Raw genomic sequence first — 24,904 nt, 5'->3', positions numbered from 1 at the left:
GGGTGCGGCTAGCCCACCCTGGCCTCGTCGAGCATCGACGAGACGTCGGTGTGGTGGCAGGCCACGTGCGCGGCGCCGTGGGGGCGCAGCGCGGGGTCCTCCTGAACGCACAGCGCACGGCGCGGCTCGTCCAGAAGCAGATAGAGGGGGCAGCGGGTGCGGAACCGGCATCCCTCCACCCGCTGGGTCGGGCTGGGCAGATCTCCGGAGAGGAGGATCCGCCGGCGACCGCGTTCGATATCGGGGTCGGGGATCGGCGCCGCCGAGATGAGCGCCTTGGTGTAGGGATGCTGCGGCCGGTCGAAGACCTCGTCGATGGGCCCCTGCTCCACCACGGCACCCAGGTACATCACCGCCACGTCGTCAGCGATCTGCCGGACGACAGCGAGATCGTGCGCAACGAAGATATACGACAGCCCGAGTCGCTCCTTGAGCTCGTCGAGCAGATTGATCACGCCCGCCTGGATCGATACGTCCAGAGCGGACACCGGCTCGTCGAGCACCACGACAGCAGGGTTGGTCGCCAGCGCTCGTGCGATGCCGATGCGCTGACGCTGGCCGCCCGAGAACTCGTGCGGATATCGGTCGCTCATCGCAGGGTCGAGCCCCACGATGTCGAGAAGCTCGAGGGCGCGGCGATCGCGCTCCTTCCGGCTGGCGCCCTGCACCTCGAGGGCCTCGGTGATGACCTCGCCGATCGGCAATCGCGGATCGATGGCGCCCATCGGATCCTGGAAGACGATCTGCAGGTCCTTCCGGAGCGCGCGGATCTGGGCGCGGCTGGCGCGAGAGATGTCGACGCCCGCGATGACGATCTTGCCCTCCTGCGGCGGGGTCATCTCGAGCAGCTCGAGGATCGTCGTCGTCTTGCCGCAACCGGACTCGCCTACCAGGCCCATCGTGCGGCCAGGACGGAGCGTGAAGGAGACCCCGTCCACGGCCCGGACGGTGCCGACCCGGCGGGCGAAGACGCCGCCCTTCGTCAGGGGGAAGTGCTTCTTCAACCCCTGCACCTCGATGAGAGGCGCCTCGCCCAGGTCCGCGCGCTCGTGCGGGGGCAGAGGCTCCGGACGCGGGAAGATCTCACCGCGGGTCAGCGCACCGGAGGCGATCTCCTCGCCGCGAATGCAGGCGGAGACATGGATCGGTTCCGCCGGGTTGCGGGCGATGAGATCAGGTTCGATCTCCCGGCAGGCGTCGATCGCGATCGGGCAGCGTGCGGCGAACGGGCACCCGGCCGGCAGGTCTGCCAGCGACGGCGGCCGCCCTTCGAGCGGCACGAGTCGTTCGGTGCCCGCAGTAAGCATGTTCGGGACGGAACGGAGCAGGCCGACGGAGTACGGCATCTGGGGGCGATGGAACACCTCGTGTGTCGTGCCGAGCTCCACCAGGCGGCCGGCGTACATCACGCCGACGCGATCGGCATGGCCGGCGACCACGCCGAGGTCATGCGTGATGAGCACGACAGCGGCGCCGGTGAGCTCCTTGGCCTTCTCGAGCACCTCGAGCACCTGCGCCTGGATCGTGACGTCGAGGGCCGTGGTCGGCTCGTCTGCGATGATGACCTGCGGGTCATTGGCGATCGCCATCGCGATCATGGCACGCTGCCGCATCCCGCCCGAGTACTCGTGCGGGAAGGCGCGCGCGCGCCGCTCAGGGTCAGGGATGCCGACCGTGCGCAGCAGTTCGACCGCTCGGGCGTGCGCCGCCTGCTCGGAGAGCCTGCGGTCGTGCAACCGCAGCGCTTCGACGATCTGCGCACCGACGGTGTAGACCGGCGTGAGAGCAGACAGCGGATCCTGGAAGATCATCGAAAGGTGCTTGCCGCGGATGCGGGAGAACTCCGCATCGCCCATCCCGATCAGGGAACGCCCCTCGAACTCGATCGCGCCGCTGATCTGCGCCGTCGAGGGCAGCAGGCCCATGACCGCGAGCGAGGAGACCGATTTGCCGGATCCCGACTCGCCGACGATCCCGAGGAACTCTCCCGGGTGCACGTCGTAGGAGATGCCACGGACCGCCTGCACGGTGGCGCCTCCCCGCTGCGGGAAGCTGACCGAGAGGTCACGCACCGACAGGATCGGGGCGGACGAACGGGTCGGGGGCGAGGAGAAAAGTTCAGGCACGGTTGACCCCCGACGTCGGATCGATGGCGTCGCGGAGGGCGTCGCCGACGAGGCTGATGGCGAGCAAGAGGGCGGTGAGCACCATCGCGGGGAACACGAACAGCCACGGACGCGTGGTGGCTGCTGCGGTTCCCGCGGCGAGCAGCGTTCCGAGCGACACCTCGGGCTTCTGCACCCCGAAGCCGAAGTAGCTCAGCGAGGTCTCCGACATGATCGCCATGACGATGCCCAGCGTGGCGTCGACGATCAGGATCGATGCGACGTTGGGGATGATGTGCCGGCGCAGGATCTTCCCCGTCGGCATCCCCATGTAGCGGGCCGCGCGGACGAAGTCGCGGTCCCGCAGCGAGCGCGTCTGGTTGCGCACGACCTGGGCCATGATCATCCAGCTGAAGATCGCCAGGAAGACCGTCATCGCCACCCAGGACATTCCGCGCACGAGCGGGCTCAGGAGCACGAACAGGAAGAACCCCGGGATCACCAGCAGCAGATGGATCACCCAACCGATGATCTTGTCCGGCCACCCGCCGAGGTAACCGGCTGTCGAGCCGACGAACGCCGCCAGCAGCGTCGCAAGGACCCCGGCGACGCTGCCGATGATGAGCGACTTCTGCAGGCCGGAGAGCGTCTGCGCATAGAGGTCCTGGCCGATCGCGTTGGTTCCGAACCAGTGGAGCATGGTCGGCCCCATGTTCATGTTCAGCGCGTCGCGGTCAGTGGGGCCATAGGGGTAGAGCAGCGGCCCCAGGACCGCCCACAGGACGATCGCGGCCAGCAGCGAGGCGCCCACCCAGAAGCGCGGCATCCGACGCAGGCGCATCCAGATCAGTCCAGCGCGCGAGATCGGCTTGCGCTGCGGAGCCTGCTGCCCCGGCTCGATGAGGATCTCCTCCTCGATCGGCGTCGTCATCTCAGCTCCTCACCCGCGGGTCGAGCGCGGCGTAGATGATCTCCGACAGCGTCGAGGAGATCAGCACGAGTACGGCGGTGAACAGCGTGAACCCCGCGATCGCGTTGACGTCGTTGTTGTTGACGGCCATGAGCATGTACTCCCCCATGCCCCGCCAGCTGAAGACGATCTCGAGCATCGCCGAGCCCGCCATGAGGGTTCCGAAGCTGTAGGCGAAGAACGTGGACATCGGGATGAGCGCGAGACGCACGCCGTGCATGAACAGCGCCTTGTTGCGGCGCAGACCCTTGCTGCGGGCGGTGCGGATGTAGTCGGCACCGAGAATGTCGAGCATCGCCGCGCGCTGATAGCGGGAGTAGGTCGCCGCGCCTATCAGGACGAGGGCGATCGTGGGCAGCAGGAGGTGGATCACGCGGTCGAGGAACATCTCGCCCGGGCTCCCGGAGAGCCCGGCGGTGTACTCGCCGGTGAAACGGATGACCTGGCTGCCGACGAGGTTGTTGAAGGCCGTCGCGCCGATCATCAGCAGCACGCCGATCACGAAGGTCGGCGTCGCGAAGACCAGGTACGAGCCGTAGCTGATGATCTGGTCGCTGAGCTTGTACTGGCGCACCGCGCCCCACACGCCGAGCACGACGCCCAGCACGGCACCGATGATCGAGCCGATCAGCAGCAGGCGCAGGCTCGTGCCCGCGCGCGCGCCGATCTCGGTCATGACCTCCTGCCCGTTCACGCTGATGCCGAGCGAGAAGCGCGTGAACAGGTGCACCAGCCAGGCCCACATGCGCGCGACGACGGGCACGTCGGGGTTGACGCCCATCTCGTCGAGCTTGGCATCGATCGACGCTTGGGGCGGCCGGGGGTTCATCCCGTAGTAGCGCTGCGCCGGGTCCAGCAGCGTGCTCGCCAGAATGTAGGCCAGACACGTTGCGATGAGGCTGAGGAACGCGTAGTGCGCGAACCTTCGCATGACGTATGCGAGCATGGCCCCCCTCGTGACGATCATTGTCAGGGTCGCCCCGGAAGCACCACGAATGGCGGTCGATTGGGGCAACCCGAAAAGCTTAGACACGCCGGCCGCACTGGCCGCGGTCCGACACGAACCCTTGGATGTTTACGACAAAGACGTTTCCCATTCACCCGAGCGGTCTTGTCCGGTCCACCCCAGGACCGGAAAAATTCCGCCGACCGCGGGAGCAGGGTCACCCCGCCGGTGCACCCTCGGAACACACACGATGACGCCAGCGCGCGCCGCCCCGTCCGGCGTTAGCATGGGGCGTGCCAGAGACCTGCCCCTCCCGTGCCCGCCTGTGGTGGGAGATCGGCATCGTGCTCGCATTCGGGCTCGGCAAGTCCGCCGTCTATGCGACGGTCGAGCTGGTGCGGATGCTCACCGCCGAGGTTCCGCTGGCGGCGCAGACCCAGACGCTGATCCCGTCCCTGAGCGATCGCGCGGCGTTCGACCTGGTCTATCAGCTTCTCGCGGTCGCGTTCTCACTGGTGCCCGTGCTGCTGGTCTGCTTCCTGCTCTGGCGGCCGCGCGCGCCCCGTCTCGGGCGCCTGGGACTCGACGGCACGCACCCGGTGCGCGACATCCGCGCCGGCGTCCTGCTGGTCGCGGTGATCGGCGTCCCCGGCCTGGCACTGTACGCCTTCGGGCGCGCGATGGGCTGGTTCGCAGCGGTCAACCCCGGCGGGCTCGACCCGCACTGGTGGACGATTCCCGTGCTGCTCCTGTGGGCCGCTCGCGCATCCCTCACCGAGGAGGTCGTGCTGCTCGGCTACCTGTTCGCCCGGCTCCGCGACCTGGGCTGGGGTCCGTGGCAGATCATCGTCGCGACCGCGGTGCTCCGCGCCAGCTATCACGTCTATCAGGGGCCGGGCGCCTTCGTGGGAAACCTCGCGATGGGGCTGCTCTTCGGCTGGCTCTACGCGCGCTCCGGACGGCTGATGCCGTTCCTGGTGGCGCACTTCCTCATCGACGCCGTGGCGTTCGTCGGACACCCGTGGGCCGCGGCCGCATGGCCGGACCTGTTCGGCCTCCCCGCCTGATCCGCATCGCGCCCCGGCCCACCACCGGTCGGTCCGCACGCGCCCGGGCCGGTCACGCACGAGGCGGCCGGGTGGGTGCGGGGTCCCGCGCCCACCCGGCCGCCTCATCCGTCTGACGCCCGGGGCGCCATGACGTGTGCTGTGGTGTTGGTGTTCAGCTGCCGAACGCGAAACCCGCGCCGGGGATGGCGGCGAGCAGCTCCCGCGTGTACTCCTCCTCGGAGTGCTCGAACACCTCGTCGACCGTGGCCGACTCGACGAGCCGGCCCTGCCGCATCACGCACACGTTGTCGGCGATCAGGCGCACCACCGCCAGGTCGTGCGTGATGAACAGGTAGGTCAGCCCCAGGTCGCTCTGCAACTGGGTGAGGAGGTTCAGGATCTGCCCCTGCACCAGCACGTCGAGCGCGGAGACCGCCTCGTCCAGGACGAGAACGTCGGGGCTCAGCGCCAGGGCACGCGCGACGGCGACACGCTGACGCTGCCCTCCGGAGAGCTCACTCGGGTAGCGGTCGCGCGTCGCGGCGGGCAGGGCCACCTGGTCCAGCAGCTCGCGCACGCGCGCCTGCCGCTCCTTCGCGTTCCCGATGCCGTGGATCATCAGCGGCTCTGCGATCGTGTTGCCCACGCTGTACTGAGGGTCCAGCGTTCCGTAGGGGTCCTGGAAGACCGGCTGCACGCGGCGCCGGAACGCCATCGTCGCCGACTTGTCGAGGTGGGTGATGTCCTCCCCGTCGAAGTGGATCCGTCCGCTCGTGAGCGGCTCGAGCTGCAGGAACAGCTTGGCGAGCGTGGACTTGCCAGAACCGGACTCCCCCACGATCGCGGTGGTCGTTCCCCGCTGCACGTTGAGGCTCACGCCGTCGACGGCGACGAGCTCCTTACGGGCAAGACCGCGCGTGCGCAGCTTGTAGACCTTGCGGGCATCGGTGATCTCGATCAGCGGACCGGCGGTGGCGCCGGCGGCCTCGCGCTCCTGCGCACGCTCGATCAGCGTCGCATCGAGTGTTCCCGTCGAGAACAGCGCCAGCTCGTCCTCGTCATTGCGTGCGGCCTGGATGCGGCGTGACGCCAGGCTCGGCGCCGCAGAGACCAGCCGCTGCGTGTACGGATGCCGCGGGTTCGCGAGGATCTCCTGAGACGGCCCGGACTCGACCACCTGGCCGCGGTACATCACGACCAGGTGCTCGGCGCGCTCGGCGGCAAGACCCAGATCGTGGGTGATGAAGAGCACCGATGTGCCGTACTCGGTGGTGAGGGAGGCGATGTGATCGAGGATCTGCCGCTGCACCGTCACGTCGAGGGCCGAGGTCGGCTCGTCGGCGATCAGGAGCTTCGGTCGCGCCGACATCCCGATGCCGATCAACGCCCGCTGGCGCATGCCGCCGGAGAACTCGTGCGGATACTGCCGCAGGCGGTCTTCGGGATTGGGCAGTCCGGCCTCGGCCAGCACCTCGATCGCCCGTTCGCGCACCGCACGACGACCGTGCGCGACGTTGTTCGCGCGGATGGTCTCCTCGACCTGGAAGCCGATGTTCCACACCGGGTTGAGGTTGGACATCGGGTCCTGCGGCACATAGCCGATCTCGGCGCCCCGGATGGCCGTGATCTCCTTGTTGCTCAGGCGCGACAGATCGCGCCCCTCGAACAGGATCTCACCGCCGGTGACGGTCCCCGTCCCCGGGAGCAGGTCGATGATCGCCTGCGCGGTGGTCGACTTCCCCGACCCCGACTCCCCCACGATCGCGACCGACTGGCCGGGGTAGATCGTCAGGTCGGCGTTGCGGACAGCGTTGACCACGCCGCCCTTGGTGGTGAAGCTCACCTGGAGCCCGCGGATCTCGAGCAGCGGCGCCCCGGCCGCGGCGTTCACATCGCTCATCGGCGTGCACGCTCCTTCGGGTCGAGGGCATCACGCACGACGTCGCCGAGCATGAGGAATGCCAGCACGGTCAGCGACAGGGCCGCCGCCGGATAGACCATCACCATGGGGTTGGTCAGCAGCGACGTCCGCGCCTGCGAGATGTCATTGCCCCACGACATCACACTCGGCGGGAGCCCGATGCCCAGGAACGACAGCGTCGACTCGGCCACGATGTAGGTGCCCAGAGACACCGTCGCCACGGCGATCACCGGGGCGATCGCGTTGGGGAGCACGTGGCGCACCAGGATGCGGAACCGGCTGAGGCCCAGCGCGGTCGACGCGGTGACATAGTCGGACTGCCGAGCCGTCATGACCGCACCGCGCATGATGCGATGGATCTGCGGCCACGCGAAGCCGGCGATCACGAGGGCCACCAGCAGCGGAGTGCGCTCCGGGATGATCGACATCAGCACGATCGCGCCGAGGATGGTCGGGATCGCGAAGAAGATGTCGGCCACACGAGAGAGCACGGCGTCCAGCCAGCCGCCGTAATAGCCGGCGAGAGCACCCAGGATCGACCCGACGATCGAGACGATGAGCGTCGCGACCACGCCCACCAGGAGCGAGGCCTGGGCGCCGTAGAGCACGCGGGCGTACACGTCGCAGCCCTGACGGGTGAACCCGAAGGGGTGCCCGGGAGCGGGCGGGCCGTCGCTGTTGGCGAGCAGACAGCCGGTCGACGGGGACTCGTGGGTGAACAGCCCCGGGAAGATCGCCACGAAGACGATCACGACGATCAGGACCGCAGAGATCCAGAACATCGGGCGCTGGCGCATCGACGCCCAGGCGTCGCCCCACGTGGTGCGGGGCTTGGACTCGGTGTCGACGGCGTCGATGACCTGGAGCGGGGTCTCCTCGATCGGAGCGATGAAGTGCTCCTGCCCCGGACGCGGGTTACTTGGCATAGCGGATCCTCGGGTCGAGCCAGGCGTAGAGAAGGTCGACGAGCAGGTTGGCGAGCATGAAGATGATCACCATCACGGCGACGAAGGAGACCACCGTTGGTCCCTCGCCGATCGTCACGGCGCGGTAGATCGTTCCGCCGACGCCGTTGATGTTGAAGATGCCCTCTGTCACGATCGCGCCCACCATGAGGGAGCCGAGATCGATGCCGAGGAACGTCACCACGGGCACGAGGGAGTTGCGCAGCACGTGCACGGGGATCACCCGACGCCGGGGAAGGCCCTTGGCCGTCGCGGTCCGCACGAAGTCGGCGTTGAGGTTCTCCGCGACACTCGCCCGGGTGAGCCGGACGATGTAGGCGAAGGACACCGACGCGAGCACGATCGCCGGCAGGATCAGCTCACTCCAGGGAGCTTCGCCGCTCACGGTCGGTCTCGCCCAGCCGAGCCGGACGCCCACCACCAGCTGCAGCACGAAACCGATGACGAAGGTGGGGACCGAGATCAGCAGCAGGCTCACCACGAGCGCGGTGGCGTCGAACAGCTTGCCCTTCCGCAGCCCGGCGATCAGGCCGACGACGATGCCGGCGATGGCCTCCATCGCCAGGGCCAGCAGCGCGAGGCGCAGGGTGATCGGGAACGCCCTGGCCATCACGTCGATGACCGGCTGCCCGGAGAAGGTGGTGCCCCAGTCGCCGCGCAGCAGCCCGCCGATGTACAGGGCGTACTGCACCAGCAAGGGCTTGTCGAGGTTGTACTGGGCGCGGATCGCATCGATCGCCGCCTGCGACGGCTGGCGGTCGCCGAACAGGGCAGCGATCGGGTCGCCCGGAAGGGCGAACACCATGAAGTAGATGAGGAAGGTCGCCCCGAAGAAGACGGGGATCAGCTGCAGGAGCCGCCGACCGAGATACCAGAGCATTGATGCTCCTCAGAAGTCACACGTAGAGGGAACACGGCCCTGGCGGACCGGTGCCCGGGGCGCTCACGCGCCTCGGGCACCGGTCCGCCAGACCATCAGGTCAGGCTACTAGCCCTTGGTGATCTGGGAGTAGAGCGGGACGGAATCCCAGCCGAACACCACGTTGTCGACATCCGCCGACCACACGCCGACCGCGTTGGCGTACCACAGCGGAATAGCCGGGAGGTCCTTGAGCAGGATCTCCTGCGCCTCGCGGTAGAGCGCGGTGGCGTCGCCGGTGGACTCGGCCGCAGCGGCATCGGTGAGCTTGCCGTCGAACTCGGCGCTGGTGTAGTTCTCGTAGTTCGAGCTGCCGTTGGTGGAGTACAGCGGCGAGAGGAAGTTCTCCATCGACGGGAAGTCGCCCTGCCAGCCGGCGCGGGTGCCACCGGTCAGACGGTCGTTGACGCGGTCATCGAGCGCCGCGGCGAAGGTCGGGTAGGGCTTGCCCTCCGCCTTGATCCCGAGGGTGTTCGCGATCTGGTTGGCCACGGCGTCGACCCAGGCCTGGTGTCCGCCATCGGAGTTGTACGCGATGGTGAAGGTGTCGGTGTAGGGCTGGATGGCGTCGGCCTTGGCCCACAGCTCCTTCGCCTTCTCCGGGTTGTACTCCAGCACGTCCGCGCCCGCGAGCGAGTCGGTCCAGCCGGCGACCACCGGGGAGGTGAAGTCGGTGGCAGGGGTGCGGGTGCCGTCGAAGATCGCGCTCGTGATCTCCTCGCGGTTGATCGACATCGAGATCGCAGCGCGGCGCAGCTCGCCCTCTTCACCCGCGGCGAAGGCCGGCAGGTAGTAGGGGATGTTGAAGCCCTGGAAGATGGCTGCCGGCTGGTTCACCGCGCGGCCGTCGAACTCGGTCTCGTAGGTCTTGAACGCCGTGTCTGGCACGGTGTCGAGAACGTCGAGGTTGTTGCTCTGCGCGTCGGCGTAGGCTGCGTTGAGGTCGCTGTAGAAGACGAACTTCACGCCGCCGTTGACCGGGGTGCGGTTGCCCTTGTAGTCCGGGTTGGTGACCAGCGAAGCGCTGATCTCGTGCTCCCAGGCGCCCTCGCCGTCGAGCATGTAGGGGCCGTTGCCGATCGGGTTCTCGCCGAACGCCTCGATGTCGTCGAACGCGACGGAGGGCAGCGGCATGTACGCGGTGTAGCCCAGGCGGATCGGGAAGCTCGCGTCGGCGTTCTTCAGCTTGACGGTGAAGGTCTTGTCGTCGACGACCGTGAGGCCGGTCGGAGCGGTGGAGCCGTCGTCGCTCGCACCCTCGACGATGTCGAACCAGTAGGCGCCGTTGGGGTCCTCTGCCGCGTGCGTCCAGGTGTCGACGAAGGTCTTCGCGGTGATCTCCTCACCGTTGGTGAACTTCCAGCCGTCCTTGAGCGTGATCGTCCAGGTGGTGGCGTCGTCGCTCTCGATGGACTCCGCGACCTCGTTCTCCACGTCGCCCTCGGCGGTGTAGCTCACCAGACCCGCGTACATCGCGGTCAGGATCTTGCCGCCACCGGTCTCGGTGGTCGCGTAGGTGATCAGCGGGTTCTGCGGCTCGGAGCCGTTCGTGGTGATGATGGCCGTGCTGGTCGCAGCCTCGCCGCCCTCTTCGGCGGGAGCCTTGTCATCGCTGTCGGCCGCGCAGCCGGCGAGCGTCAGCGACACGGCGGACGCCAGCGCGATAGCGCCCAGTCCCCAACGTCGTCTCGACATGTTCATTCCTCTCGATCAGTGGAAATGCACGGCGTGCGTACCGGTTCAGCACGTACGCCACCGAATGACGATACGCACGTTCCGGGTTCTCTTGCGCAGGGTCCGAGCAAAACGTTATCGGCGGGTGATAATTCGCCGATCAGACAAGTATGCGCCATCCTGAGCCGATCCCGGAGCGGGACGCGGTGCCGGGTGCTGCGGAAGCGGGTCCCCCGATTCGACGATCAGGCGAGGGCGACGTAGAGAAGCGCCGCCGCTGTCCACACCAGGATCGCTCCGAGCACGACCAGGGCGCGCACGTCCCAGCTGCGCACGACCGGGGCATCCGAGCTGGGAGCATGCTCCCAGCTCTCGACGATCTCCGCGTAAGCGCGTCCGCCCGGCGTCTTCAGCTGGGCGGGATCCTTCGCTGCGGCGGCTCGGCGGCCGCCGATCGGCGCTTCGAACGCCGTCAGCCGGGTGCCGTCGTCGAGCGTGAACTCCAGCTGCCACCGCAGGCGGATATCCGTGATCCGCGCCCACGGGATGACGGTGCGTCGCAGGAGGTTCTGCACGGTGAGGGTGTCGCGGGAACTGGCGACGAAGGACACGAAGCTCAGCTCGTAGGCGCACCACAGCACCAGCAGCACCCAGGGCGCGAGGAGGAGCGCCTGCACCCATCCGGCGCGCACCACGGCGTCGATGAGGAAGAACGCCGCGACGACGGCCGTTCCGACGAAGATCACCGTGCTCTGCACGGAGCGGTAGACACGGGTCTCATCGGCAGCGGGCATGGGGCTCCTCACGGGGGTCGGGGGTCCCTCGACCGTACCGCGCGGGGACGCGTGCCGCCGACCTCGGCGGCACGACACGTCACGGCGGTCTGGTACGCGCGACCACCGTGACGTGTCGTGATCCGCTCAGCGCTCCGCGGCGACGACCTCCTGCGCGAACGCCTCGATCGGCGGACAGGCGCACACCAGGTTCCGATCGCCGTAGGCCTGATCGATGCGACGCACCGGCGGCCAGTACTTCGCGGAGACGAGCGAGGCGACCGGGAACGCGGCCTCCTCGCGCGTGTAGGCGTGGTCCCACTCCCCGCGGATGACAGCGGCCGCCGTATGCGGTGCGCCCACCAGCGGGTTGTCATCGGCCGGCCAGCGGCCGGCCGCGACGGCATCGGCCTCCGCCTTGATCTGGATCATGGCCTCGATGAAGCGCTCGATCTCGGCGAGGTTCTCCGACTCGGTCGGCTCGACCATGAGCGTCCCCGCCACCGGGAACGACATCGTCGGGGAGTGGAATCCGTAGTCGATGAGACGCTTGGCGACGTCGTCGACCGAGATGCCGGTGGCCTCCTTGAGCGGCCGCACATCGAGGATGCACTCGTGGGCGACGAGGCCGCCCTCGCCCGTGTAGAGCACCGGGTAGTGCTCCCCCAGGCGTCGAGCGACGTAGTTCGCCGAGAGCACCGCGGAGGCCGTCGCCCGGCTGAGACCGGCCGTGCCCATCATCCGCATGTACGCCCAGGAGATGGCCAGCACCCCGGCCGACCCGTAGGGCGCCGCCGAGACCGGACCGCCCGCGAAGACGAACCCGCCGGCGTGCTCGGCCCGCTGCGCCTGCGCGTGGCCGGGCAGGAAGGGCGCCAGGTGCGCCTTCGCCGCCACCGGCCCGATGCCGGGGCCGCCGCCGCCATGCGGGATCGCGAACGTCTTGTGGAGGTTGAGGTGCGAGACGTCGCCGCCCAGCTCGCCCAGTCGCGCGTAGCCGATCAGCGCGTTGAAGTTGGCACCGTCGACATAGACCTGACCACCGGCGTCATGCACTGCCCGGGTGATGTCGAGCACGTCCTGCTCGTACACGCCGTGGGTCGAGGGGTAGGTGATCATCAGCGCCGCAAGATCGTCGGCATGCTCGGACACCTTCGCGCGCAGGTCGTCGAGATCGACGTTGCCCCCGTCATCGCACGCCACGACGACCACGCGCATACCCGCGAGGACCGCAGACGCGGCGTTCGTGCCGTGCGCAGACGACGGGATCAGACACACGTCACGCTCGGCCTGCCCGTTCGCACGGTGATAGCCGCGGATGGCCAGCAGTCCGGCGAGCTCGCCCTGCGAGCCCGCGTTGGGCTGCAGCGAGACGGCGTCGTAGCCGGTGACCTCGGCGAGCCACGACTCGAGCTGATCGATGAGCGTGAGGTAGCCCTGCACGTCCTCGGCCGGCGCGAACGGGTGGATCCGAGAGAACTCCGGCCAGGTGATCGCCGCCATCTCGGTCGCCGCGTTGAGCTTCATCGTGCACGAGCCCAGCGGGATCATGCCACGATCGAGCGCATAGTCGCGGTCGGCGAGACGCTTGAGGTAGCGCATCATCGCGGTCTCGGAGCGATGGCTGCTGAACACCGGGTGGGTGAGGTACGCGTCCGTGCGATGCAGCGCAGCGGGGACCGCCGCGATCGGCGCGACGTCGCGGAACGCGATGCCGGAGCCGAACGACTCCCCCGCCACCTCCACCCCGAAGGCCGCGGCGACCGCGGCGAGGTCGGCGGCGGTCGTGGTCTCGTCGGCGGAGACGCCCACCGTGCCCTCGTCCACCAGACGCAGCAGGTAGCCGGCGTCCTTCGCCCGCGCCACCACGGCAGCGGCATCGACGCCGGTGACCTGCACCGTGTCGAAGAACGCGTCTGTCACCAGTTCCCGGCCGGCGCCGCGGAGCACGGCGGCGAGCGCCTCAGCCTTCTGCGCGGTCTCGGTCGCGATCCGGCGAATGCCGTCCGGGCCGTGGTACACCGCGTACATCGATGCCATGACGGCCAGGAGCACCTGCGCCGTGCAGATGTTCGATGTGGCCTTCTCCCGCCGGATGTGCTGCTCCCTCGTCTGCAGGGCCAGCCGGTAACCGGGGTAGCCCGCAGCATCCTGGGAGACGCCGACGAGACGGCCGGGAAGCTGGCGCTCGAGCCCGGCGCGCACCGCCATATAGCCCGCATGCGGGCCGCCGAAGCCGAGCGGCACGCCGAATCGCTGCGTCGTGCCCACCGCGATGTCCGCGCCGAGCGAGCCGGGCGAGGCCAGCAGCGCGAGCGAGAGCAGGTCGGCGGCGACCACGGCCTGACCACCGGCGACGTGCACCGCGTCGATCACGCCGGACGGGTCCCACACCCGGCCGGAGGCACCCGGATACTGGATGACCGCTCCGAAGATCCCGTCGGGGAGCACGCCGCCCCCGGCGAAGTCGACCTCGACGACCTCGATCCCGAGCACCTCGGCCCGGGAAGCCAGCAGGGCCTTGGTCTGGGGCAGGGCGTCTGCGTCGACCGCGAAGACGTCGCCGCCGCCGCGGACCGCGCGCCGCGCGACCAGCATCGCCTCGACCACGGCGGTGGCCTCGTCGAGCATGGACGCGTTCGCGGTGGCGAGGCCGGTGAGGTCGGTCACCATCGTCTGGAAGTTGATGAGCGCCTCCAGGCGCCCCTGCGAGATCTCCGGCTGATACGGCGTGTACGCGGTGTACCACGAGGGGTTCTCGAGCACGTTGCGGCTGATCACCGACGGGGTCAGGGTGTCGTAATAGCCCAGACCGATCATCGCGCGGCGCACCGTGTTCTGCGCGGCGAGGCCGCGCAGCTCCGCGAGCGCCTCCGCCTCCGTCGCCGCGGCGGGGATCGCACTGTCGGCAACGGCGGCGGCATGGATCGACGCGGGAACGGCCGCCTGCACGAGCGCATCGAGCGTCTCGTAGCCGAGCGCGTCGAGCATCGTGCGCTCGGCAGCCGCATCCACGCCGATATGGCGGTCGGCGAACAGATCGCCTCGGGTGTTGTCCTCGGCCACCGCCGATCAGCCCTCGGTGTGGGCGACGTACGCGTCGCGGCTGAGGAGACCGTCCAGAGCGCCCGCTGCGACGCGGACCTTCAGGAGCCAGCCGCCGTCGAACGATGCCGAGTTGACCAGCGACGGATCGGCGACGACATCGTCGTTGATCTCGACGACCTCGCCGGATACCGGCGCGTAGAGCTCGGCGACCGACTTGGTCGACTCGATCTCTCCGACGACGGTGTTCGCCGCGATCGCGGTACCCACCGCCGGCAGCTCGACGAAGACGACGTCGCCCAGCTGCTCAGCGGCGTAGTCGGTGACGCCGATGGTCGCCACATCGCCCTCGAGGGCGACCCACTCGTGCTCTTCGCTGTAACGGAGCGTGTTCAGATCGGTCATTTCGTCCTCCGGTAGAAAGGCAGGTCGGTGACGGTCGCGGGGATCTTGGTGCCGCGCACGTCGAGGAACAGGTCGGCGTCGGCCGCCTGCGGGTCGATGAAGGCCATCGCGATCGGGTGGCCGAGGGTGGGGCTGAGCGCACCACTGGTGATCTCGCCGACGACAGCGCCGTCGGCGTCGGTGACCGCGTAGCCCGCGCGGCCGGCGCGACGTCCCTCGGCGGTGAGACCGACGAGCACGCGCGCGCCCTCGGCGGGCTCGATGCCGTCCTTGCCGACGAAACGCTCCTTGGCGGCCACCACCACGCGCCCGAGACCGGCCTGCGCCGGCACGATGTCGAGGGAGAGCTCATGGCCGTACAGGGGCATCCCCGCCTCGAGGCGCAGCGTGTCGCGAGCAGCCAGCCCGCACGGCACGAGACCGTGCGCGGCACCGGCCGCGACGACGGCATCCCACAGCGCCGGCGCCTGCGCAGCGGGCACCAGCAGCTCGAATCCGTCCTCGCCGGTGTACCCGGTGCGCGCGATCAGCAGCGGCTCTCCCGAGAACAGGCCGTCGGCCCAGGCGTAGTACTTCTGCTCGGACCACGGCACCGAGACCGCGGAGATGCCCGCGGTCTCGGCGACGATCTGCTCGGCCGCGGGGCCCTGCACGGCCAGGAGCGCGTAGTCGTCGCTGACGTCGACGACCTCGACGGCGAAATCGGCGGCGCGCTCGTGCAGTGCCTCGGCGACCGCGGCGCGGTTGCCGGCGTTGGAGATGATGAGGAAGCGCTCGTCGGCGAGCCGGTAGACGATGACGTCGTCGATGATGCCGCGGGGCTCGGCGAGCAGCAGCGAGTACTTCGCCTTGCCCACGGACATCGCGGACAGCCGCCCGGCCAGGGCGTTGTCGAGGTAGGCGGCAGCGTCGGCTCCCTCGACCGTGAACTCGGCCATATGCGAGATGTCGAACAGGCCGGCGCTCTCGCGCACCGCATGGTGCTCGGCGAGATCGGAGGTGTAGCGCACCGGCATCTGCCAGCCCCCGAAATCGGTGAAGGATGCCCCGAGCGCCTCGTGGCGCTCCCTCAGGGGCGTATAGCGGGGTTGGGTCATGAGCTCTCCCTCGTCGGATATCGGCATCCGACCGGATGACCGGATGCCGGAGAACTCCCCCTCTGTCATGGGCCTGAGAGCTTCGCACGGGCGCGGGGCCCGGCTTTCACCGTCGGCACGACGCCGGAGACGACGTCGTTTTTCAGAGCGGCCGGGTGCGAGCGGTACGCGTACCTGAGAGATTGGCGGGGAGGCTTGCTCCTTCGGTGCCCGGCCTGTTTCACCGGGGCTCTCCCGCACACACCATGCGGCCTGTCTTCACTTGTTCCCCTAGGGTACCGCGCCACGGGTCCGGCCCGATACGCCTGATCGGGCGGTGCGCGGACCGGCCGAGTGGGCCCGCTCCGGGGGGGGGGGCACACTCCCCCACTCAGGCAGATCCCGCCAGCCCAGCCGCGCACCGCCGCAACGGCGGGTCCGCGGGATTTGCGCGCACGATTCTGCCGGAGTTCGGCACGGCGCCGGATCCCGGCTCAACCGCGCGGGTTCGAGAGCCGCGGGTCACCGAGAACGAAGACCGCGTCGGAACCGGTGAGCGTGACGTCGATCGTGAGGCGGAGCACGCCGTCGACGTTGAGCGCGTCGATGGTCACCGGCTGCCCCAGCGCGAGGTCGGACGCCGAGAACAACGACCGGCCGTCCTCGGCCCGGATGTCGATCGCCGCTCGCGCGTCGCTCGAGGCGAGATCGGACACGCCGGCGACCGCGTCGAACTGCGCATACCCGCGCCCGAGGTTGTACGACACCGAGACCGGCCCGGCGCTCCAGGTCGGTTCGATGACGATCGCCTGGGTGTACTGCCGACCGTCGACCTCAGCAGGTTCCACCCGGACGCGGGTCTGGTCACCGCGCTCGACGGGATCCATGTCGGCGAGATACGTCGCCGCATCCCGACGGGCCACGTCGAGCGTCACCACCGCCTCATTGAGCGCCCCCGGCTCCGGGCGCTGCGCCACGACCGTCCCGTCCGCGGCGCCCTGCTCGGCGACTTCACGCTCCGCCACCTCGAACCCGGCCTCACGCAGGGCCTTCTTGGCCGCACTGACCGGCTGTCCGACGACATCCGGCACCTCGATGCTCCCCGTCGAGATCGTCAACACCACGAGCTCGCCGACCGCCGACCCGGCGGCAGGGTCCTGCGCGAGCACGACGCCGGCGACTCCCGCGTCGCGCCGCTGCTGGAGCGAGATCGCCGCGTTCGGAGCCGCGCCGAGGATCATCGCCCGCGCCTCTTCCTCGGTGACGCCGACGACGGAGGGCATCAGCGCCCGCTCGGCGTCGCTCCCCGCCGCTCCGCCGGGAGCATCCGCCGGCGGCGGTCCCGGCGGAGCGCAGCCCGCCAAGAGCGCCGTGGCAACCAGGACGGCTGCGATTGCGGAGCGCGAGGTGCTTTTCATGGTTCCCCCCGATGCGGTCGCCGTCTCCCTGTCGACGACGACCTCTGTGTGATGGCTCGTGTTTCTCGTCCGCTATGTCTTCCTGACGGTGACCGCGATGGCCGGCGAGTCGCAGTCCGCCCCGGCTGCAGGCAGCGCGCGCAGCGTGAAAGCTCCCGATCCGTCCGCCATCTCGACGACGACACGCACCGGGGTGATCCCCTCCACGGTGCGCTGCGAGCCTCCGCTTTCCACGAGGACCGCACGGCCGGCACCGGCGTGATCATCCAGGCCGAACCAGAGCTCGACGGCGGGCGGAGCGTCCGGCAGCACCACATCGACCCCGATGGCGTCGCCGGGGCATCCCTCCGCAGCGATCCGATAGCTGGGCCGGGCAGCCGGCGCCCCGCCGACCAGGAGCGTCTCGATCTGCGGCTCCGGGTCCAGCCGCAGCTCGCCGCGGGATGTCGCGGCAACCGATGGTCCGCCCTGCTTTCCGGAGGGCTCCGGGCTCCCGGTGCCGCCGGGCCAGAGCACGAGAACCAGAAGCAGGACCGCCCCCGCGACCACTGCTGTGGCCACCGCACGGACCCAGCGGACCGCGCCATCCCGGCCGGATTTGCGGGCCGTCCTGTCCGGACCGCGGCGGCGCAGCACGGAGAAGGCCCACTGGAGCAGGAACGTCAGCGCGGCGACGAGCAGCGCCAGCCGCACGCTTCCCACCACACCGCTGAAATAGTCGACGATTCTTCCCGGCATCTTTCCCCCCGGCGCGGCGAGCCCGGTACGCACGCGCAGCCATAGCGTACTCGCCGCGCCGCGGTCCTTTCCGAAGTCAGGCAGAAACGGCGCCGCGCGGCTGCTCCGGCCCGCCGCGCCGCCGACGGCGCGGTTCTGCCTGAGTTCGGCAAGGCCGAACCCCGAGCAGTCTGCACGAGCGGAGGGCGGCTTGCACTTCGAGTCATGCTGACACTAAGATCGCCGCAGGAGGTTAGGGTCATGACGACACGAAGTGGGGCCGAACACCGCGATGCCATCCGCGTCGCCGTATCGACCGTGATCATCACCCTGCGTCGCGACAGCGACGGGCGCGCCCGCCTGTGCCTTCCTCTGGTGCGCCGCACCCGCGACCCGCACCGCGACCAGTGGGCGCTGCCCGGCGGATGGCTCGCCACCGCCGAGAGCCTGGAGGACGCCGCCTCCCGCACGCTCGCCGAGACGACCGGCCTCGCCCCCAGCTATCTCGAACAGCTGTATGCGTTCGGTGCCGTCGATCGCTCCCCCACCCGCGTCGTGTCGATCGTGTACTGGGCGCTCCTGCGCGCCGACGAGGTCGACGCCCAGAGCGCCGCCTACCGTGCCACCGGTCTCGCCCCCGAGAACGTGCACTGGTTCGACGCCGACGACCTCCCCGCCCTCGCCTTCGACCACAACCAGATCGTCGAATATGCGCTGTGGCGGCTGCGCAACAAAGTCGGCTACAGCCGCATCGCGCACGGCTTCCTCCCCGAGGAGTTCACCCTGTCCGACCTCCGCGAGGCCTACGAGACGATCCTCGGACGCCCCCTGGATCCCGCGAACTTCCGCCGTCAGGTGGAGGCCGCTGGCCACCTTCTGCCCACGGAGAGGTTCCGCACCGGATCGCACAGACCGGCGCGCCTCTACCGCTACAACACCGCCGTGGAGCTCGCCGAGCGCGGCCCGCTGGCCCCCGAGGAGACGAGAACGCCATGACTCCTGCATCCCTGCCCACCCCTGCCCTGCGCGACCCGTCGGTCGACCATCTCATCCACCGGATCGTCGACGGCGACCCCGGCCCCGCCGACGACGGCGTCTGCAGCACCGACCTCGCCGTCGGCCCCTGGGACTTCGACACCCGCCCCGGATACGGCCCCGGCTCGTCGATGGGCGATGTCATCCCCACCGGCGCTCCCCGCCAGGGCGAGCTGCCCGCCTCCTACCGCGACGCTGCGGAAGAGGAGCTCGACGCCCGGATACGCGCCGCGAAGGAGATCCTCGGCGACCGCGTCGTCGTGCTCGGCCACTTCTATCAGCGCGAGGAGGTCGTCCGTCACGCCGACGCCGTCGGCGACTCGTTCCAGCTCGCCAATGCCGCCCTCGAATACCCCGATGCGGAGGCGATCGTCTTCTGCGGCGTGCACTTCATGGCCGAGACCGCTGATCTTCTCTCCCGCCCGGAGCAGGCGGTGATCCTGCCGAACCTCGCCGCCGGATGCTCGATGGCCGACATGGCCTCGATCGACGAGGTCGAGGAGTGCTGGGAGCAGCTCGAGGACGTGCTCGGGCCGCTCGACGAACCGGACTCCGAAGGTCTCGTTCCGGTGGTGCCGGTGACCTACATGAACTCCTCCGCGGCGATCAAGGGGTTCGTCGGCCGTCACGGCGGGATCGTCTGCACCTCGTCCAACGCACAGACCGTGCTCGACTGGGCGTTCGCGCGCGGCCGCCGTGTGCTGTTCTTCCCCGACCAGCACCTGGGCCGCAACACCGCCAAGGCGATGGGCGTGCCGCTGGAGCAGATGCCGATGTGGAATCCCCGTCGTCCCCTGGGCGGCTCAACGGCGGCGGACCTGCAGGACTCCCGGGTCATCCTGTGGCACGGGTTCTGCTCGGTGCACCGCCGTTTCACGGTCGCCCAGATCGATCGCGCCAGGGTCGAGCATCCGGGTGTCCGCGTGATCGTGCACCCCGAGTGCCCGATGGAGGTCGTCGACGCGGCCGACGAGGCGGGTTCGACCGACTACATCCGCCGGGCGATCGACGGGGCGACCGAGCCCGCCGTCTTCGCGGTGGGCACGGAGATCAACCTCGTCCGGCGCCTGGCTGCGCAGTACCCGCAGCACGAGGTGTTCTGTCTCGATCCGGTGGTCTGCCCCTGCTCGACGATGTACCGCATTCACCCCGGCTACCTCGCGTGGGTGCTCGAAGAGCTCGTCGCGGGGCGGGTCCAGAACCGCATCCGCGTGTCGGACGATGTGGCTGTCCCCGCCCGGCGTGCGCTCGAGCGGATGCTCGTGGCCAAGCCGCCCGTGCCCGCACCCGCCGAGCAGGAAGCCCGATGAGCGCGCACGTGCTCGTGGTGGGCAGCGGCATCGCCGGGCTCACCGCTGCCCTGCACGCTCTCGGTCACGGCTGCCGGGTCACGGTCGTCACCAAAGACGTCCTCGACCACGCCAACACGCGCTTCGCGCAGGGCGGTATCGCGGTGGTGTCCTTCGACGACGACCGGCTCGACGACCATGTGCACGACACGCTGGTCGCGGGGGCCTGGCTCAACGATGCGGAGGCGGTGCGGACCCTTGTCGCCGATGGTCCTGGCCGGGTGCGCGAGCTCATCGAGCTCGGCGTCGACTTCGACCGCGATGAGAACGGCGTCTTTCACCGCGGCCTCGAGGCCGCGCACTCCTACCCGCGGATCCTGCACGCCGGCGGCGACGCCACCGGGAGCGAGATCGAGCATGCCCTCGTGCAGCGGCTGCGCGCCAGCGAGGCGCGCGTGGTCGAACATGCCTTCCTCCTCGATCTCGTGGTCGAGGCCGGTCGTGTCACCGGTGCCGAGCTGCTGATCGGCGACGCGCCGGGTGTGACCGGGCATCGTGAGACGGTCCGCGCCGACGCCGTCGTGATCGCCACGGGCGGTGCCGGCGAGCTGTACGCCCACACCACCAATCCCCCCGTCGCGACCGGCGACGGCATCGCCGCCGCGATCCGCGCAGGCGCTGCGGTGAGCGATCTGGAGTTCTTCCAGTTCCACCCCACGATCGTCGCCGCCGGAGAAGCCTTCCTGGTCTCCGAGGCCGTCCGCGGCGAGCGCGCCGTGCTCATCGACGAGACCGGCCGGCGCTTCGCGTTCGATGCCCACCCCGACGGTGAGCTCGCTCCGCGCGACATCGTGGCCAGGGCGATCGCCGATCGGATGGCGGCCCAGGACGGGCGCCCGGTGTTCCTCGACGCGCGCGGACTGCGCGCCACGGCCGCGGAGCGCAGAGCATTCCTGGCGGAACGCTTCCCGACGATCGACGCCGCCCTGCGCGAGCGCGGGATCGACTGGGCCTCCGAGCCGGTGCCGGTCACCCCCGCAGCGCACTATCTGATGGGGGGTGTGGTGACGGACCTCGACGGCCGCACGACGCTTCCCGGGCTCTACGCGGTCGGCGAGGTCGCGCGCACCGGGGTGCACGGCGCCAATCGTCTGGCGAGCAACTCGCTCCTCGAGGGGGCGGTGTTCGGTGCGCGTGCCGGCGCGGCGGTCCTCGCCGACCTCACTGGTCCGGACGAGTGGAACCCGCCAGGAGCCGTACCCGGACCACTGCCGTCTGTCGCCCCCGATGCCGCCGCTGAGCCGTTCACCCGCGGGGCCCTGCAAGAGCTCATGTGGTCGGATGCCGGCCTCGTCCGCGACGAAGCCGGACTCGCCAGGGCGGCCCGCACGATCGCGGCATGGCGCGCCCGCGCGCGCACGCCGGTGACCGAACGAGACCACGAGGACGAGAACCTGCTCCTCGTCGCCGCGCACGCGGTCTCCGCCGCCCGCGCCCGCCGAGAGTCGGTGGGCGCGCACTACCGCAGCGACTATCCCCCGCTGGCCGCTGTCGACCACCCCGCCGCAGACGCCGTGATCGGAGCCGCCTGATGCTCACCCCTGCCACCATCGACCGCGTCGTCGCCGCCGCTCTTGAGGAGGACGCCCCCTGGGGCGATGCCACCAGTGCCGCCCTGATTCCGGCGGATGCCCGCGCGCAGGCCGACCTCGTCGCGCGGGAGGAGGGGGTGTTCTCGGGGGGCGCGGTCTTCGCCGCAGCGTTCCGGCTGACCGATCCGGCCGTGGAGGTCATCCTCCCCGTGGCCGACGGCACCCGGTTCCTCCCCGGGGACGTGCTCGCCACGGTCTCCGGCTCGGCGCGCAGCGTGCTGACCGCCGAGCGCGTGGGGCTGAACTTCTGCCAGCGCATGTGCGGGATCGCCACGCTCACCGCGGCCTACGTCGCCGCGGTGACCGGCACGGGAGCGCGCATCGTCGACACCCGCAAGACGACCCCGGGCCTGCGCGCCTTCGAGCGGCATGCGGTGGCCAGCGGCGGGGGCGGCAACCACCGGTTCTCGCTGTCCGACGCCGTGATGGCCAAGGACAACCACCTGGGCGTGCTCACCCGGCGCGGGGCCGATCTCGCCACGGCGCTGCGGGCGGCCGTCGACACCCTGCCGCACACGATGCACGTGGTCGTGGAGGTCGACCGGCTGGATCAGATCGAGGCCGTCATCGCCGGGGGCGCCGACACCGTGCTGCTGGACAACTTCTCCCTCGACGACCTCCGCATCGCGGTGGCCCAGATCGGCGACCGCGCCGTGTGCGAGGCCTCCGGCGGCGTCACGATGGAAACGGTGCGCGCGATCGCCGAGACCGGCGTCGGCGTGATCTCGGTCGGCGCGCTCACCCACTCCGCCCGTGCCCTGGATCTGGGGCTCGACCTGCACGTCGGCTGAGTCCATGCTCTATCTCGACAACGCCGCGACCACGCCGGTCCGGCCCGAAGCGCTCGAGGCGATGATGCCGTTCCTCCGCGGCGTCTTCGGCAACCCGTCGAGTCATCACACCATCGGCGAGGCTGCGGCGGCGGCCCTCGACGACGCCCGCGCACGCGTCGCGGCGATGCTCGGAATGCGGCGGGGCGACGTGGTCTTCACCGCCGGCGGCACCGAGGCCAACAACCTCGCGCTCAAGGGCATCCTGCTCGGCGCCATCGGCTCGGGGTCGCCGCGGCGCGGGCTCGTGACGAGCGCCATCGAACACGAGTCCGTGATCGCTTCTGCGGCGCACCTCGCCCGGTGGCACGGTGTCGCGACCACCTTCGCGCCCGTCGACGGCCTCGGCATCGTCGCCCCGGAGGCGCTCGCCGCGCAGGTCGGCCAGGACACCGCGCTGGTCTCGATCGCTTACGCGAACAACGAGGTCGGCACCGTGCAGGACATCCCGGCCCTGACTGCGGTCGCCCATGACGCCGGGGCCCTGCTCCACACCGACGCCGTGCAGGCGGCCGGATGGCTCCCGCTCACGGGGCTCGGAGCGGATGCCGTCTCGGTGTCGGGGCACAAGGTCGGCGCCCCCAAGGGCATCGGCGCGCTCGGCGTGCGCGGACGCATCCCGCTCGAGCCGCTGCTGCACGGGGGTGGCCAGGAGCGAGCGCGGCGCAGCGGCACCGAGAATGTCGCGGGTGCCGTGGCGCTCGCGGTCGCACTCGAATGCGCGGAGGCGGAGCGGGCCGCGTCGTCGTCGCAGGTGTCCGCCTACCGAGACGCGCTGGTGGGCGAGGTGCTGTCGCGGGTGCCGCGAGCGCGCCTGACGGGGCACCCGTCTGCGCGGCTCGCGTCTGTCGCGAGCTTCACGTTCGCGGGCGTCAACGGCGAGGCCGTCCTGCTCGAGCTCGAACGCCGGGGCGTGGTCTCGTCGAGCGGATCGGCGTGCGCGGCCGGCAGCGATGAGCCGTCCCCTGTGCTGCTCGCACTCGGTATCGCGCCGGATGTCGCCCGCACCTCGGTGCGCATCACCCTCCCCCACACGCTGATCGGCCTCCCTCCCGCCGCGCACCTCGCTGCCCTGGTCGCCGACGCCGTGCGCACCCTCACCTCCTGAGCACTGCCCCTGGGCAGGAGTGGTCGGCCTAGGATTTGGGGGTGTCAGACCCCCTCCTGACGATGATCGTGCCCGGACGCGACATCGCCGCCTTCGCGCCCGCCGCGATCGCCTCCCTCCGCGCACAGACCGAACCACGCTGGCGCGCCGTGCTCATCGACGACGGCTCCCGCGACATCACCGGGGAGATCTTCGCCGCCGCCGCCGCGGCCGATCCGCGCTTCGTGGTCGTTCATCACGAGGCATCGCGCGGGCTCGGAGCCGCACGCAACGTCGGCCTCGACCTCGTCGACACCCCCTTTCTCGGCTTCCTCGACGCCGACGACGCCCTGACCGCGCACGCCATCGAGCGCATGCTGACGACGCTGTGCTCGACGGGCAGCGACTTCGCCGCCGGCGCATACGTGCGTCTCCGCGCCGACGCCGACGGCGTCTACCGGCCCGGCCGGGTGCAGCCCTGGACGGCCGCGGCGACCTCTCCGGCCCGCGAACGCACCAACATCCACCTCCACCCGGCCGCATCGGCGAACATCGTTGCCTGGTCGAAGATCAGCCGAACCGATTTCTGGGCAGCTGAAGCCCTGCGTTTCCCCGAGGACGTCGCCTACGAGGATCAGATCGTCGCCCAGCGGATGTACACCCGCGCCCGCGCCTTCGACGTGATTCCCGATGTCATCGCCCACTGGCGGTTGCGCACGGACGGCAGCTCGATCACGCAGTCCAAGCATCGCCGCACGGTGATGCACGACTACTTCCGAGCACTGCTGGGCGGCATCGACGTACTGCGAGAGGCCGGCGCGACCGCGGCCGTGCGCGATCGCGTCCGCCTGATCCTGTCGATGGACATCCCCTCGCTCACGGCGCACGCCGATGGTCACCCCGATCCGCTCTACCGCGCCGATCTCGACGCCTTCGCGGCCGGCATCCGCGCGCTCCCCGAGGCTGCCGGCATCGAACCAGACGCCGCGCTGCCGGCAGCGCTGGCCTGGTAGCACCGACGCCCGGCG

The 24,904-nt window shown here is 70.1% G+C and carries 20 protein-coding genes and 2 riboswitches; of the genes, 7 read left to right on the top strand and 13 right to left on the bottom strand.

From position 1 onward, the window contains the following. Positions 1-8 precede the first annotated feature (8 nt). From AC3RXY_RS10165 to AC3RXY_RS10155, 3 genes are read right to left on the bottom strand one after another with little or no spacing between them, the layout of a single operon-like run. Positions 9-2,126 (bottom strand): ABC transporter ATP-binding protein, encoded by a 2,118-nt coding sequence (locus tag AC3RXY_RS10165; RefSeq protein WP_491510802.1) that lies wholly within the window; start codon positions 2,124-2,126, stop codon positions 9-11. Further along, positions 2,119-3,036: an ABC transporter permease gene (locus tag AC3RXY_RS10160; RefSeq protein ID WP_491510801.1), complete on the bottom strand. Its 918-nt coding sequence runs from the start codon at positions 3,034-3,036 to the stop codon at positions 2,119-2,121. The genes AC3RXY_RS10165 and AC3RXY_RS10160 overlap by 8 nt, the downstream gene beginning before the upstream one ends. A gap of 1 nt (position 3,037) precedes the next feature. Continuing rightward, a complete protein-coding gene (locus AC3RXY_RS10155) occupies positions 3,038-4,021 on the bottom strand; it encodes an ABC transporter permease (RefSeq protein WP_491510800.1) in 984 nt (327 codons plus the stop codon). 293 nt (positions 4,022-4,314) lie between these two features. On the opposite strand from AC3RXY_RS10155, the gene AC3RXY_RS10150 reads away from it, so the two are divergent. Next, a complete protein-coding gene (locus AC3RXY_RS10150; protein WP_491510799.1) occupies positions 4,315-5,088 on the top strand; it encodes a CPBP family intramembrane glutamic endopeptidase in 774 nt (257 codons plus the stop codon). 154 nt (positions 5,089-5,242) lie between these two features. Here AC3RXY_RS10150 and AC3RXY_RS10145 read toward each other — a convergent pair whose 3' ends face one another. From AC3RXY_RS10145 to AC3RXY_RS10100, 10 genes are all read right to left on the bottom strand, one after another. Then, entirely contained in the window at positions 5,243-6,970 is a 1,728-nt protein-coding gene (locus AC3RXY_RS10145; protein ID WP_491510798.1) for a dipeptide ABC transporter ATP-binding protein, read from the bottom strand. After that, entirely contained in the window at positions 6,967-7,917 is a 951-nt protein-coding gene (locus AC3RXY_RS10140; RefSeq protein WP_491510797.1) for an ABC transporter permease, read from the bottom strand. The genes AC3RXY_RS10145 and AC3RXY_RS10140 overlap by 4 nt, the downstream gene beginning before the upstream one ends. Further along, on the bottom strand, positions 7,907-8,836 hold the full coding sequence (locus AC3RXY_RS10135) for an ABC transporter permease (protein WP_491510796.1): 930 nt from the start codon (positions 8,834-8,836) through the stop codon (positions 7,907-7,909). Before AC3RXY_RS10135 ends, AC3RXY_RS10140 begins: the two co-directional genes overlap by 11 nt. Before the next feature lie 108 nt (positions 8,837-8,944). Next, positions 8,945-10,570: a peptide ABC transporter substrate-binding protein gene (locus tag AC3RXY_RS10130; protein WP_491510795.1), complete on the bottom strand. Its 1,626-nt coding sequence runs from the start codon at positions 10,568-10,570 to the stop codon at positions 8,945-8,947. Positions 10,571-10,794: 224 nt separating this feature from the next. Then, a complete protein-coding gene (locus tag AC3RXY_RS10125) occupies positions 10,795-11,343 on the bottom strand; it encodes a PH domain-containing protein (RefSeq protein ID WP_491510794.1) in 549 nt (182 codons plus the stop codon). Between the two features lie 126 nt (positions 11,344-11,469). Continuing rightward, positions 11,470-14,313 carry an aminomethyl-transferring glycine dehydrogenase gene (gene gcvP, locus AC3RXY_RS10120; RefSeq protein WP_491510972.1) on the bottom strand — a complete coding sequence of 948 codons (2,844 nt, stop codon included), beginning with the start codon at positions 14,311-14,313 and terminating at the stop codon, positions 11,470-11,472. 81 nt (positions 14,314-14,394) lie between these two features. After that, entirely contained in the window at positions 14,395-14,772 is a 378-nt protein-coding gene (gene gcvH / locus AC3RXY_RS10115) for a glycine cleavage system protein GcvH (protein WP_491510793.1), read from the bottom strand. Then, positions 14,769-15,869 (bottom strand): glycine cleavage system aminomethyltransferase GcvT, encoded by a 1,101-nt coding sequence (gene gcvT / locus AC3RXY_RS10110; RefSeq protein WP_491510792.1) that lies wholly within the window; start codon positions 15,867-15,869, stop codon positions 14,769-14,771. The genes gcvH and gcvT overlap by 4 nt, the downstream gene beginning before the upstream one ends. Before the next feature lie 52 nt (positions 15,870-15,921). Continuing rightward, positions 15,922-16,021: riboswitch (glycine riboswitch) on the bottom strand. After that, a riboswitch (glycine riboswitch) is annotated at positions 16,022-16,116 on the bottom strand. Positions 16,117-16,342: 226 nt separating this feature from the next. Continuing rightward, a complete protein-coding gene (locus AC3RXY_RS10105) occupies positions 16,343-17,131 on the bottom strand; it encodes a PASTA domain-containing protein (protein ID WP_491510791.1) in 789 nt (262 codons plus the stop codon). A 207-nt stretch (positions 17,132-17,338) separates the two neighbouring features. Beyond that, positions 17,339-18,037 (bottom strand): hypothetical protein, encoded by a 699-nt coding sequence (locus tag AC3RXY_RS10100; RefSeq protein ID WP_491510789.1) that lies wholly within the window; start codon positions 18,035-18,037, stop codon positions 17,339-17,341. 207 nt (positions 18,038-18,244) lie between these two features. Here AC3RXY_RS10100 and AC3RXY_RS10095 point away from each other — a divergent pair, with 207 nt between their 5' ends. From AC3RXY_RS10095 to AC3RXY_RS10070, 6 genes are read left to right on the top strand one after another with little or no spacing between them, the layout of a single operon-like run. Next, the gene (locus AC3RXY_RS10095; protein WP_491510788.1) at positions 18,245-18,979 is read left to right on the top strand and encodes an NUDIX hydrolase; all 735 of its coding nucleotides are present in this window, start codon (positions 18,245-18,247) and stop codon (positions 18,977-18,979) included. Further along, entirely contained in the window at positions 18,976-20,328 is a 1,353-nt protein-coding gene (gene nadA, locus AC3RXY_RS10090) for a quinolinate synthase NadA (RefSeq protein WP_491510787.1), read from the top strand. The genes AC3RXY_RS10095 and nadA overlap by 4 nt, the downstream gene beginning before the upstream one ends. After that, positions 20,325-21,899, top strand: coding sequence for an L-aspartate oxidase (gene nadB / locus AC3RXY_RS10085; RefSeq protein WP_491510786.1), 1,575 nt, complete (start codon positions 20,325-20,327; stop codon positions 21,897-21,899). Before nadA ends, nadB begins: the two co-directional genes overlap by 4 nt. Next, entirely contained in the window at positions 21,899-22,750 is an 852-nt protein-coding gene (nadC, locus tag AC3RXY_RS10080; RefSeq protein ID WP_491510785.1) for a carboxylating nicotinate-nucleotide diphosphorylase, read from the top strand. Before nadB ends, nadC begins: the two co-directional genes overlap by 1 nt. Before the next feature lie 4 nt (positions 22,751-22,754). Continuing rightward, on the top strand, positions 22,755-23,897 hold the full coding sequence (locus AC3RXY_RS10075) for a cysteine desulfurase family protein (RefSeq protein ID WP_491510784.1): 1,143 nt from the start codon (positions 22,755-22,757) through the stop codon (positions 23,895-23,897). A gap of 41 nt (positions 23,898-23,938) precedes the next feature. Beyond that, entirely contained in the window at positions 23,939-24,889 is a 951-nt protein-coding gene (locus AC3RXY_RS10070; RefSeq protein WP_491510783.1) for a glycosyltransferase family 2 protein, read from the top strand. Positions 24,890-24,904 lie beyond the last annotated feature (15 nt).

The sequence above is a fragment of the Microbacterium longlingense genome (assembly GCF_058349825.2).
This window is presented reverse-complemented; position numbering and strand designations above follow the sequence as displayed.

What these genes read in the sequence shown, in the direction of transcription:
- AC3RXY_RS10075 (WP_491510784.1), top strand. Translation starts at nt 22,755, where the DNA reads ATGCTCTATCTCGACAACGCCGCGACCACGCCGGTCCGGCCCGAAGCG.
- nadA (WP_491510787.1), top strand. Translation starts at nt 18,976, where the DNA reads ATGACTCCTGCATCCCTGCCCACCCCTGCCCTGCGCGACCCGTCGGTC.
- AC3RXY_RS10155 (WP_491510800.1), bottom strand. Translation starts at nt 4,021, where the DNA reads ATGCTCGCATACGTCATGCGAAGGTTCGCGCACTACGCGTTCCTCAGC.
- gcvT (WP_491510792.1), bottom strand. Translation starts at nt 15,869, where the DNA reads ATGACCCAACCCCGCTATACGCCCCTGAGGGAGCGCCACGAGGCGCTC.
- AC3RXY_RS10095 (WP_491510788.1), top strand. Translation starts at nt 18,245, where the DNA reads ATGACGACACGAAGTGGGGCCGAACACCGCGATGCCATCCGCGTCGCC.
- AC3RXY_RS10130 (WP_491510795.1), bottom strand. Translation starts at nt 10,570, where the DNA reads ATGTCGAGACGACGTTGGGGACTGGGCGCTATCGCGCTGGCGTCCGCC.
- AC3RXY_RS10135 (WP_491510796.1), bottom strand. Translation starts at nt 8,836, where the DNA reads ATGCTCTGGTATCTCGGTCGGCGGCTCCTGCAGCTGATCCCCGTCTTC.
- gcvP (WP_491510972.1), bottom strand. Translation starts at nt 14,313, where the DNA reads ATGCTCGACGCGCTCGGCTACGAGACGCTCGATGCGCTCGTGCAGGCG.
- AC3RXY_RS10105 (WP_491510791.1), bottom strand. Translation starts at nt 17,131, where the DNA reads ATGCCCTCCGTCGTCGGCGTCACCGAGGAAGAGGCGCGGGCGATGATC.
- AC3RXY_RS10145 (WP_491510798.1), bottom strand. Translation starts at nt 6,970, where the DNA reads ATGAGCGATGTGAACGCCGCGGCCGGGGCGCCGCTGCTCGAGATCCGC.
- AC3RXY_RS10125 (WP_491510794.1), bottom strand. Translation starts at nt 11,343, where the DNA reads ATGCCCGCTGCCGATGAGACCCGTGTCTACCGCTCCGTGCAGAGCACG.
- gcvH (WP_491510793.1), bottom strand. Translation starts at nt 14,772, where the DNA reads ATGACCGATCTGAACACGCTCCGTTACAGCGAAGAGCACGAGTGGGTC.
- AC3RXY_RS10140 (WP_491510797.1), bottom strand. Translation starts at nt 7,917, where the DNA reads ATGCCAAGTAACCCGCGTCCGGGGCAGGAGCACTTCATCGCTCCGATC.
- nadC (WP_491510785.1), top strand. Translation starts at nt 21,899, where the DNA reads ATGCTCACCCCTGCCACCATCGACCGCGTCGTCGCCGCCGCTCTTGAG.
- nadB (WP_491510786.1), top strand. Translation starts at nt 20,325, where the DNA reads ATGAGCGCGCACGTGCTCGTGGTGGGCAGCGGCATCGCCGGGCTCACC.
- AC3RXY_RS10160 (WP_491510801.1), bottom strand. Translation starts at nt 3,036, where the DNA reads ATGACGACGCCGATCGAGGAGGAGATCCTCATCGAGCCGGGGCAGCAG.